The organism is Albimonas sp. (genome assembly GCF_055129145.1).
In genome coordinates this window covers 1-10,440 of the sequence record NZ_JBSRTQ010000147.1, presented here as the reverse complement: position 1 = coordinate 10,440, position 10,440 = coordinate 1, and the positions used below count along the sequence as shown (strand labels likewise).

The following is a 10,440-nucleotide window of genomic DNA, read 5'->3' as shown; positions in this document are numbered from 1 at the left end:
CCGCATCCGCCGCGCCGATCCGCCGCTTGCGCCCGCGCACGCCGGCGCGCAAGTTTCGCGCATGCAGCACAAAGACGCCGAACCCGACAGCCTCCTCTACCTCACCCGCGCCGACCTTCAGGGGCTCGGCCTGACCGCGCGCGACATGACCGGGGCGCTCGCCCGGCTGATCGCGGCGCTGCCGGCGGGCGAGGCGATCAACACCCCCAAGCGGGCGGTGAATTTCCCCGACGGCCGGCTCCTGATGTCGATGCTCGCCTTCGGCCCGGCCGCCGAGGCCGAGGACGCGCCCCCCCGCTTCGCCACCAAGTCGCTGGGCCTGTCGCCCGGCAACGCCGCGCTGGGGCTGCCCTCCATCGGGGCGCTGATCTGCCTGCATGACGGGGCGACCGGCCTGCCGATGGCGGTGATGGACGGCGACTGGATCACCGGCGTGCGCACCGCCGCCCTCTCGGCGCTGGCGGCGCTGCATCTGGCGCGCGAGGACGCGTCGGTGCTGTCCCTGATCGGGACCGGGGTGCAGGCGCGCACCCATCTGGCGCTGTTCTCGGAGCTGTTTCCGCTCAGGGAGGTCCGCCTGCTCGGCCGCGGTCGCCCCAATCTGGAGCGGGTGGCGGCGGAGGCCCGGGCGCTCGGCCTCGCCGTCTCCGAACCCGGGGGGCCGGAGGCGATGCTCGACGGCGCCGACCTGGTGGTGTCCTCGGCGACGCCAAGTCCCGAGCTGCCGCGGTTCCTCGACCCCGAACGCCTCGCCCCGGGCGCTTTCGCGTCCATGGTCGAGCTCGCCCGCGCCTGGCAGGTCGACCGGCTGGCCGGAAACGTCCGCGCCTTCATCGACGACCGCGCGCAGGAGGCGGAGATGCCCGACCCCCTGCTGCCCGAGGCCGCGATCTGCGGCGACCTCGCGGACCTGGTCGCCGGCAAGGTCGCGGGGCGGAGCGATGCGCGGGAACGGCTGGTCTTCGCCTTCCGCGGTCTGGCGCTGGGGGATCTGGCGCTCGCCGGGCTCTGCCACGACCGGGCGCTCGCCGCCGGGGTCGGGATCCGCCTGCCGCGCTAGGGCGGAGGCCCGCCCCGACCCGTCCCGGCCTTATTCGACCTTGCGCAGCATCGCGATCTCCGACAGCTCCACATGCAGCTTCGCCCCCGGCTTCTGGGTGGCGAGGAAGGCCTGCGCTTCGGGCGTCGGCACGAAGCTGCGCTGGCTGCGGCCCTCGGGCGTTCTGACCACCATCACGAAGGTGATCGGGTTCCACGCCTCCAGCTCCACCACCGCCGTGGTCAGCCGGCCGGAGACCAGCGCCTCCGCCCCGCCGGTCGAGGCGGGGACGGAGATGGTCTCGACCTGCGTCGCCTCATCCTCGCCCGGATCGGCCGGCCGGGCGGAGACGCCGCGGGTGATCACCCCCTTGATCCGGTCGCCCGATGTCACGCCGATGGCGCCTGCCTGCACCGGGTCGGGGACGTGGACCGACAGCTTGCCGGTGTCGAGATTGCGCAGCAGCACCTGCCCGGTCTCCTCGTCCACGGTCAGCACCACGGCGTTGAACTCGGTGGTCTCGGCGATCTCGACGCCGGCGTCGGGGGCGCCGAACAGCTCGGCGGAGCCGGCGGGCGACGGGGTCAGCGGCCCGGCGGACTGGTTCTGGGCCAGCGCGCCCGAGGAGACGACGAGCCCGCCGAGGCCGACGCAGAGCGTCGCGGCCAGCGCATGGTCGAACAAGGATCGGCGGATCATGGTGACGCTCCCGGAATTGACTATGGTGAGGGAAGCCTGCCCGGGCCGCCCGGGTCAAGCCCGGCCGGCGGCCTGCCCGCCCCGGCCCGAGCCCTGCCCGCCATCCCCGCCGCCGCTGCGGCATTGACATCGGGGGCCGCGGCGCGTATCGGATCGCCCCACCCCCGGAAGCCCCAACGCTTCCGGTCCTCGCCTGCGGCGAGGATCGACTCCGGCCAGCGCGTTGCGCCCGCCGGAGCCGCCGTGTTTTGCGCGCATGTCTTCGCGCCGGATCGAGCGGACGGGGCGCGGAACGCAACCAGGCCGCCGGGCATCCCCCCGCCGCCGCAGGACGACAAGGAGCGCCGGCCATGTTCGAGAGCCTCTCAGAACGCCTCTCCGGCGTCTTCGACAAACTCACCAAACAGGGCGCGCTCAGCGAGGCCGACGTCGCCGCGGCGCTGCGCGAAGTCCGCGTGGCGCTGCTGGAGGCCGACGTCTCGCTGCCGGTGGCGCGCGATTTTGTGGCCCGGGTGCAGGAGAAGGCCGCCGGCCAGTCGGTGACCAAGTCCGTCACCCCCGGCCAGCAGGTCGTCAAGATCGTCCATGACGAACTGGTGCGCGTGCTGGCGGGCGACGAGCCCGAGCCGGGTCGCCTGCGCGTCGACGACCCGCCCGCGCCGATCCTGATGGTCGGCCTGCAGGGGTCGGGCAAGACCACCACCACCGCGAAGCTCGCGATGCGGCTGAGCCAGCGGGACCGCAAGAAGGTCCTGATGGCCTCGCTCGACACCCGACGCCCGGCGGCGATGGAGCAGTTGCAGGTGCTCGGCCTGCAGATCGGCGTCGACGTCCTCCCGATCGTGGCCGGCCAGACCCCGCTGCAGATCGCCAGGCGCGCCCAGTCCCAGGCGGCGATGGGCGGCTACGACGTCTACATGCTCGACACCGCCGGCCGTCTGCATATCGACGACGCGCTGATGGACGAGGTCATCCAGGTCCGCGACGCCTGCCGCCCGCGCGAGACGCTGCTGGTGGTCGACGGCCTGACCGGCCAGGACGCGCTCAACGTCGCCGAGCAGTTCGACGGCAAGGTCGGCGTCTCCGGCGTGATTCTGACCCGCATGGACGGCGACGGCCGCGGCGGCGCGGCGCTGTCGATGCGCGCGGTCACCGGCAAGCCGATCAAGTTCGTAGGCCTCGGCGAGAAAATGGACGCGCTGGAGGAATTCCACGCCCAGCGCGTCGCCGGCCGCATCCTCGGCATGGGCGACATCGTCAGCCTCGTCGAGAAGGCGCAGGAGACCATCGAGGCCGAAGAGGCCGAGCGGATGATGAAGCGGTTCCAGAAGGGCCGCTTCGACCTGAACGACATGAAGAATCAGTTCGAGCAGATGATCCGCATGGGCGGCATGGGCGGGCTGATGGGCATGTTGCCGGGCATGGGCAAGATGCAGAAGCAGATGGACGAGGCCGGGATGGACGACAAGGTGCTCAAGCGCCAGATCGCCATCATCCAGTCGATGACCAAGGACGAGCGCAAGAATCCCGACCTGATGAAGGCGAGCCGCAAGAAGCGCATCGCCGCCGGGTCGGGCGTCGACGTGGCCGACGTGAACAAGCTTCTGAAGATGCATCGGCAGATGGCCGACATGATGAAGAAGATGGGCAAGATGGGCTCGAAGGGCCTGATGCGCGGCGGGCTCGGCGCGCTGCTCGGCCGCGGCGGCGGGATGCCGCCGGGCATGGCGGCGCCGGGCGGCGCGCCGGGCGCGGCGCCGAAGCTGCCCGCTGGTTTCGGGTCCGGTCTGGGCGGAATGGGCGGCGCCGGCGGCGGGATGCCGGGCGGGCTGCCCGGGCTGGGCGGCGCCTCGCTGCCCTCCGGCCTCTCGGGCATCGGGAAGAAGAAGTGATGACGCTGACCCTCGACATCCCCGAGCTGGAGACGGAGCGCCTGCGCCTGCGCGCCCCCGCCCAGGCGGATTTCGAGCCGATGGCGCGGTTCTGGGCCTCGTCGCGGTCGCAATATATGGGCGGTCCGATGACCCGCATGGACGCCTGGAGCGACTTCGCCGCCCAGGTCGGGCACTGGACGCTGGCCGGCTACGGCTTCTGGTCGGTGGAAGAGCGCGCGACGGCCGCCTATGTCGGCCGCGTCGGCCTTTGGTATCCGGAGACATGGCCCGAGCCGGAGATCGGCTGGAGCCTGATGGAGGGCTTCGAGGGCCGCGGCTACGCCACCGAAGCCGCCCTCGCCGCGCGCCGTCATGCCTATGAGACGCTGGGCTGGTCCACCGCGGTCAGCCTGATCGCCCCGGAGAACCGCGCGAGCCAGGCCGTGGCGACACGGCTCGGCTGCACCCGCGACGGCGTTTTCCATCACCCGGACGGCTGGGGCGCCGACATCTGGCGCCACCCCGCCCCCAAGGAGATCGCGGCATGAGCCTCGCCCTCTTCGCCCTCAGCCCCTGCTTCGCCGCCGCCCCGGCCGGCCCGTCCGACCCCTCGGGTCCGGGCCGGGCGCCGACGGGGGCGACGCTGGCCGACCCCTCGGGCCGGATCGAGACGCCGCGCCTGTCGCTGCGCCCGGTGGCGGACGAGGACGCGGCCCGCTGGATCGCCTTCTTCGCCGGCGCGCGGTCGCGCTTCGCGGGCGGGCCGCGGCTCGCCGTCGACGCCGAAGCGGCGCATGAGGAGGCGGTGGCCGGCTTCTCCGCCTTCGGGACCGGCGACTGGTCGTTGATCCGTCGCGAGGACCGCGAATGGGTCGGGACGGTGAGCCTCGCGCGCCATGACCGCTGGCAGGCGCTGGAGCTGACCTGGTCGCTGGTCGCCCATGCCGAAGGCGCCGGCCTCGCCACCGAGGCCGCGCGCGCCCTGCGCGACCGGGCCGTCGCCGTGGCGGCCGAAAGCGGCGCCGGGCTGGTGAGCTTCATCGACCCGCAGAACGCCGCCGCGGTCGCCGTCGCCCGGCGCCTCGGCGCCCGGCTCGACCCGCTGGCGCGCGCGCCGCGGCGCGGCGACCAGGTCTGGCGCCATGCGCCGGAGGGGGCCCGGTGAACGACGTTCCCGTCCACGCCGCGACCGAAACCGACGCCGAGCGCGCCCGCCGCCTGCTGGCCGGCCTGCGCGGCGACATCGACAACCTCGACGCCATCCTGGTGTTCACCCTGGCGCAGAGGTTCAAGGCCACCCAGGCGGTCGGCCGGCTGAAAGCCGAGCATGACCTGCCCCCCGCAGATCCCGACCGGGAGGCGCGCCAGGTGGAGCGTCTGCGCCGGCTCGCCCATGACGCCGAGCTGGACCCGGTCTTCGCCGAAAGCTTCCTGGCCTTCATCATCCAGGAAGTCATCCGACACCACGAGAAGCTCCAGACCTGAGCCCCTCGACCTGACTTTCCCGGGCAGCCGGCGCATCGCCGCCCCCGGCCCTCTTCCAAGGAGATACCGACCATGTCCATCAAGATCCGTCTCGCCCGCGGTGGTTCCAAGAAGCGCCCCTTCTACCGCGTCGTCGCCGCCGACAGCCGCATGCCCCGCGACGGCCGCTTCATCGAGAAGCTGGGCACCTACAACCCGCTGCTCGCCAAGGACGACGAGAACCGCATCACGCTCGACGTCGAGAAGATCCAGGCCTGGATCGCCAAGGGCGCCCAGCCGACCGACCGCGTCGCGCGCTTCCTGGAAGCCGCCGGCGTGCGCGAGAAGCCGAACCGCGCCAACCTGAAGAAGGGCGCGCCGGGCAAGAAGGCGCTGGAGCGCGTGAAGGAGCGGGCCGACAAGGAGGCCAAGATCGCCGCCGCCGCCGAAGCCGCCAAGGCCGCCGCCGCCGCGCCGGCCCCGGCGCCCGAGCCGGCCGCCGAGGAAACCTCGGCCGAGTGATCGCGGCGCGCGCCCCGGCCGATCCCGGCCGGCGGCGCGCCCTCGACCGCCCGACCCCATGACCGGCTTCGGACCCGGCGCCCCGCGAGGCGTCCGGTCCGAAGCGACTCCGCAGGATGCAGCTCAACGGACGGGACGGGACATGACCGGACGGGACGACCCCATCGGAAAAGTCTGCGTCGGCGTCATCGCCGGCTCTTTCGGCGTGCGCGGCGAGGTGCGGCTGAAAAGCTTCTGCGCCGAGCCCGAAGCCATCGTGGACTACGCGCCGCTGACCGACGCGGCGGGGCGGGAATACTCGATCCGCATCGACCGCCCCGTGAAGGGCGGCTTCGCGGCCCGGCTCGGCGGCGTGCCGACGCGCGAGGCGGCCGACGCGCTCAAGGGCGTGCGCCTGTTCGCGCCGCGGCACCGGCTGCCGACCCTGCCCTCGGATGAATTCTACCACGCCGACCTGATGGGTCTGCCGGTGGCGGATGCCGGCGGGCGCAAGCTCGGCCAGGTGCGCGCGGTGCATGATTTCGGCGCCGGCGACATTCTGGAGATCATCGGACCGGGGCTCTCCCAGCCGGTGATGCTGCCCTTCACCCGCGAAACCGTGCCCATCGTCGACCTCGCCGCCCATCGCATCGTCGCCGACCCGCCCCCGGGCCTGTTCCCGGACGACGGGACCGAGGACGATGCAGGGGAATCCGGCGCCGGCGGGTCTGAGACGGAAGAGGACGGCGGCGCCCCGGACGACGAGGCCAAGGCGTGACCGACGCGCCCGAGGCGCCCGCCCCGAACCGCTCCCACGGGCGGCTCACGGCGCGGGCCTCGATGACGCCGCGCGACCTGATGTCGGACACCCGCATCCGCGGCGCCTGGCAGGCGCGGATCCTGACCCTCTTCCCCGAGATGTTCCCCGGGCCGCTGGGCGCCTCGCTGACCGGCAAGGCGTTGTCGGAGGGGCTCTGGGCGCTGGAGACGGTGAACCTGCGCGAATTCGGGTTGGGCCGTCACCGCGCCGTCGACGACACCCCCGCCGGCGGCGGCGCCGGGATGGTGCTGCGCGCGGACGTGGTCGCCGCCGCGCTCGACGCGGCCCCGGTCCCCGGCCCGGTGATCTGCCTCTCGCCCCGCGGCCGGCCCTTCGACCAGGCCTTCGCCCGCACGCTCTCGCAAGGCCCCGGCGCCACCTTCCTCTGCGGCCGGTTCGAGGGCGTGGACCAGCGCGTGATCGAGGGCCGCGACATGATCGAGGTCTCCCTGGGCGATTTCGTCATGACCGGCGGGGAAATCGCCGCGATGGCATTGATCGACGCGACGGTACGCCTTATACCCCGCGTCCTCGGGAACGCCGAGTCGGTGGAGGAGGAATCCTTCTCCCACGGGCTGCTGGAAGCCCCGCACTACACCAAGCCCGCCATCTGGGAAGGGCGCGAGATACCGGAGATCCTCCTCTCCGGCCATCACGCCCGGATTTCGCAGTGGCGGCGGGAACAGGCCGAAAGCCTGACGCAGGAAAGACGACCCGATCTCTGGCGGGCGCTCCGCGGGACCTGATCAGGCCCCCGGACCGGACCCGACTGGATGGACCAGAGCGCTCGGTCGGCCATATGTCCGCCCCCCCGGCACCGGGAGGAATGGCGGCGAATTGAAAGGACCGAGGTCATGAACCTCCTTCAGATCGTGGAGCATGAGCACGCGCTCGAGCTCGGCAAAGTCATCCCCGACTTCTCGGCCGGCGACACCGTTCGCGTCGGCTTCAAGGTGACCGAGGGCACGCGCACCCGCGTCCAGGCCTTCGAGGGCGTCGTGATCGGCCGCAAGGGCGGCAACGGCATCGGCGGCAGCTTCACCGTCCGCAAGATTTCGTTCAACGAAGGGGTGGAGCGCGTGTTCCCCATCCACTCGCCGAACATCGACGCGATCACCGTGATCCGTCGCGGCAAGGTGCGTCGCGCCAAGCTCTACTACCTGCGCGAGCGTCGCGGCAAATCGGCCCGCATCGTGGAGCGGACCAACTTCCGCGCCAAGGAAGGCGTGTCGGGCGGCCGCAACCTGCCGGCTCCGCTCGGCGAATAAGCGGCCCGCGCCCACCGGCGCGCGCGACATCGCAAGACGGTTTGCGGGCGGTCCTTCGGGGCCGCCCGATTTCGTTGAGCGCCGACGTTTCACGCCGGCGCCAGTCCCCGGGGCATGCAGGGCGGGGCGACGCCGGGGGCGCAGCCCCCGTGCGAGGGCCGACCGGCATGCCCCGGCTGGCGTCCCCTGCCGCGACAGGCGTCGGATCGGCCGCAGCCCTGGCGCCCGCGCCGGACGGCGTCCCGTTCCCGCGCGGCGACGTGAACCGGCGGGCCCGGCAGGGCTTTCCGAAGCGCTCGTCTTGCCACATGATCCGCGCGGATCAAGGGAGGCCGCGCCGACATGACCGACACCCCGACCCGGGCGCCTCTCGCCGATGCCGGCGTCGCCGCCAACCGCCGCCGCTGGGACGCCCGCGCCCGCATCCATGTCGCGGACCGCACCGGCTTCTACGGCGTCGAGGCGTTCCGCACGGCCCCCGGGACCGACGCCCCGGCGGAGATCGACCGCGACGCGCTCGGCCCCGTCGCCGGCCTGCGCGTCGCCCATCTGCAATGCCATTTCGGGCTCGACAGCCTGCGCCTCGCGCGGATGGGGGCGGTGGTCGAGGGGCTCGACTTCTCGCCCGTCGCCATCGCCGCCGCGCGCCGGCTGGCGTCGGAGGCCGGGCTCGACGCCCGCTTCCACGAGGCCGATGTGCGCGAGGCCGCCGCGGCGATGGGCCCGGGCCGCTTCGACCTCGCCTACATCACCTGGGGCACGATCTCCTGGCTGCCCGAACTGACCCGCTGGGCCGCGCAGATCGCCGCCCTGCTGGTCCCCGGCGGCCGGCTCTTCTTCCGCGACGCCCACCCGGCCGCCGAGCAGCTCGACCTCACCGCCCGCGGCCTCGTGCCTTGCTACGACTGGCGCACGCCCGAGGACGCGCCCCTGCGCTTTCACGAGCAGGCCTCCTATACCGGCGACGACGCGCCCCTGCCGGCGGAGCCCGATCACAACTGGATCCACCCCGTCTCCGACCTGGTCGCCGCGCTGATCGCGGCGGGGCTGGAGATCCGGTCGCTGGAGGAGCATGACTTTCTGGTCTGGGACATGTGGCCCGGCCTGACCCGCAAGGGCCCCGACGGGCTGTGGCGCCTGCCCGAGGGCCATGTCCGCACGCCGCTGAGCCTGACCCTGACCGCCCGCAAACCGGCATGACCCCCGGTCGCCCCCCACCGCCCCGCGCGCCGGCGGCCCCGAACACGGCGCCTGCGAGCACCGCGCCCCCGACCCAGGCCCCTCCCCAAAACGCCTCTCCGACCAAGACCCCGAGCAGCCCGGCAGGAGTTCCCATGACCCGATCCGCCAAGACCTCCGCCGCCCCCGCCCAGGCGCGCCGCTTCGCTTTCCGCCGGACCACGCGCCTCGTCTCCGCGGCGCTTGGGCTGCTGGTCGGCGTCGTCACGGCGCTGGCGGCCGGGCCGGCGGCGGCGAAATGCGGCGGGCTGGACGACCCCTGCCGGGTCGGCGGCGCCTTCGGCGACGGCTTCTACCACATGCTGACCCCGCCCGGCCCCGGCCCCTTCCCCGGCGCGATGGTGCTGCACGGCTATGGCGGCCAGGCGAGCGTCGTCATGCAGACCCCGGTGATGGTCGAGGCGCTGCTCGCGCGCGGCTACGCCGTCGTGGTCCCCCAGGGCGCGCCGCGGCGCGAGGACGACAAGGGCGGGGCCTGGAACGCCTTCGGCACGCCCGAGCGGCGCGACGACGTGGCCTTCCTCAACGCGGTCGCGGCGGACGCGGCTTCCGGCTTCGGGATCGACCGGGGGCGGATGATCCTCGCCGGGTTCTCGGGCGGGGGCATGATGGCCTGGCGCGTCGCCTGCACCGCGCCCGCCAGCTTCGCCGCCTACGCGCCCATCGCCGGCCTGCTGTGGCGCCCCCTGCCCGAGACCTGCGCCGGGCCGGTGCGCCTTCTGCATATCCACGGCTGGTCGGACCCGGTGGTGCCGCTGGAAGGCCGCGCCGTCGCCGGGGGCCGCGTGGTGCAGGGCGACCTCTTCGCCGGGCTGAAGCTGCTGCGGACGGCCAATGGCTGCGCCCAGGACGACCCCGACGGCTTCGGCGAGGTCGGCCCGTTCCTGATCCGCGCCTGGACCAGCTGCGCGCCGGGCGCAGCCCTCGCCTTCGCCATGCATCCGGGCGGGCACATGGCGCCGGAGGGGTGGGGGGCGCTGGTCGCCGACTGGTTCGAGGCGCTGGGCGTCGAGCCGTCGTGAAGCCGGCCGTCGCGGTTCCCGCGCCGCCGGTCGCGGCGCCGCTGGTCGCCACGCTGATCTTCTTCGCCGCCAACTCGGTTCTGGGACGGGCGGCGCTGGGCGAGACCGCGCCGGGCGTCCTCCCCGACCCCGCCGCCTTCACCGCGCTGCGCCTGGTCTCGGGCGCCGTGATGCTGGCCCTGCTGGTCGGGTGGCGGGAGGGGGGCCCGGGCGCGCGCGCGATGCTGCGCCGGGCCTCGCCCATTTCCGCCGCCATGCTGCTGGGCTACGCGGCGTTCTTCTCGGCCGCCTATGCCGGCATCGCCGCGGGGCTGGGCGCGCTGGTCCTGTTCGGCGCGGTGCAGGTCACCATGTTCGCCGGCGCGCTGGCGATGGGCGAGCGGCCGCCCGCGTTGCGCTGGGTCGGGGCGGGCTGCGGGCTGGCGGGGCTCGCCTGGCTGACCGCGCCGGGGGCGGAGGCGCCGCCGCTGGCGCCCGCCCTGCTGATCGCGGCCTCCGGGGCCTGCTGGGGCGT

General features: G+C 73.7%; 11 protein-coding genes and 2 pseudogenes. 12 read left to right on the top strand and 1 reads right to left on the bottom strand.

Features of this window, described 5'->3' with window-relative positions:
• The first annotated feature begins 61 nt into the window (after positions 1-61).
• Entirely contained in the window at positions 62-1,060 is a 999-nt protein-coding gene (locus tag ACTB72_RS17835; protein ID WP_463038356.1) for an ornithine cyclodeaminase family protein, read from the top strand.
• Positions 1,061-1,090: 30 nt separating this feature from the next.
• Here ACTB72_RS17835 and ACTB72_RS17830 read toward each other — a convergent pair whose 3' ends face one another.
• Positions 1,091-1,738, bottom strand: a complete 648-nt coding sequence (locus ACTB72_RS17830) for a hypothetical protein (protein WP_463038355.1) — start codon at positions 1,736-1,738, stop codon at positions 1,091-1,093.
• Positions 1,739-2,088: 350 nt separating this feature from the next.
• On the opposite strand from ACTB72_RS17830, the gene ffh reads away from it, so the two are divergent.
• From ffh to ACTB72_RS17775, 11 genes and pseudogenes are all read left to right on the top strand, one after another.
• Positions 2,089-3,630, top strand: coding sequence for a signal recognition particle protein (gene ffh / locus ACTB72_RS17825; RefSeq protein ID WP_463038354.1), 1,542 nt, complete (start codon positions 2,089-2,091; stop codon positions 3,628-3,630).
• Positions 3,630-4,160 (top strand): GNAT family N-acetyltransferase, encoded by a 531-nt coding sequence (locus tag ACTB72_RS17820; RefSeq protein ID WP_463038353.1) that lies wholly within the window; start codon positions 3,630-3,632, stop codon positions 4,158-4,160. The genes ffh and ACTB72_RS17820 overlap by 1 nt, the downstream gene beginning before the upstream one ends.
• Complete coding sequence (locus ACTB72_RS17815) at positions 4,157-4,777, top strand: GNAT family N-acetyltransferase (protein WP_463038352.1); 621 nt, start codon at positions 4,157-4,159, stop codon at positions 4,775-4,777. Before ACTB72_RS17820 ends, ACTB72_RS17815 begins: the two co-directional genes overlap by 4 nt.
• The gene (locus ACTB72_RS17810) at positions 4,774-5,097 is read left to right on the top strand and encodes a chorismate mutase (RefSeq protein ID WP_463038351.1); all 324 of its coding nucleotides are present in this window, start codon (positions 4,774-4,776) and stop codon (positions 5,095-5,097) included. The genes ACTB72_RS17815 and ACTB72_RS17810 overlap by 4 nt, the downstream gene beginning before the upstream one ends.
• A 72-nt stretch (positions 5,098-5,169) precedes the next feature.
• On the top strand, positions 5,170-5,598 hold the full coding sequence (rpsP, locus tag ACTB72_RS17805) for a 30S ribosomal protein S16 (RefSeq protein ID WP_463038350.1): 429 nt from the start codon (positions 5,170-5,172) through the stop codon (positions 5,596-5,598).
• A 142-nt stretch (positions 5,599-5,740) separates the two neighbouring features.
• Positions 5,741-6,256: pseudogene (gene rimM, locus ACTB72_RS17800) on the top strand (ribosome maturation factor RimM); the annotation flags it as partial.
• A 95-nt stretch (positions 6,257-6,351) separates the two neighbouring features.
• Positions 6,352-7,143 (top strand): tRNA (guanosine(37)-N1)-methyltransferase TrmD, encoded by a 792-nt coding sequence (gene trmD / locus ACTB72_RS17795; RefSeq protein ID WP_463038349.1) that lies wholly within the window; start codon positions 6,352-6,354, stop codon positions 7,141-7,143.
• A gap of 108 nt (positions 7,144-7,251) precedes the next feature.
• Positions 7,252-7,665: a 50S ribosomal protein L19 gene (gene rplS, locus ACTB72_RS17790; RefSeq protein ID WP_463038348.1), complete on the top strand. Its 414-nt coding sequence runs from the start codon at positions 7,252-7,254 to the stop codon at positions 7,663-7,665.
• Positions 7,666-8,007: 342 nt separating this feature from the next.
• Positions 8,008-8,865 carry a methyltransferase domain-containing protein gene (locus ACTB72_RS17785; protein ID WP_463038347.1) on the top strand — a complete coding sequence of 286 codons (858 nt, stop codon included), beginning with the start codon at positions 8,008-8,010 and terminating at the stop codon, positions 8,863-8,865.
• 134 nt (positions 8,866-8,999) lie between these two features.
• Positions 9,000-9,926, top strand: coding sequence for a CE1 family esterase (locus ACTB72_RS17780; RefSeq protein WP_463038346.1), 927 nt, complete (start codon positions 9,000-9,002; stop codon positions 9,924-9,926).
• Positions 9,923-10,440, top strand: a pseudogene (locus ACTB72_RS17775) (EamA family transporter); the annotation flags it as partial. The gene ACTB72_RS17780 and the pseudogene ACTB72_RS17775, both read left to right, overlap by 4 nt.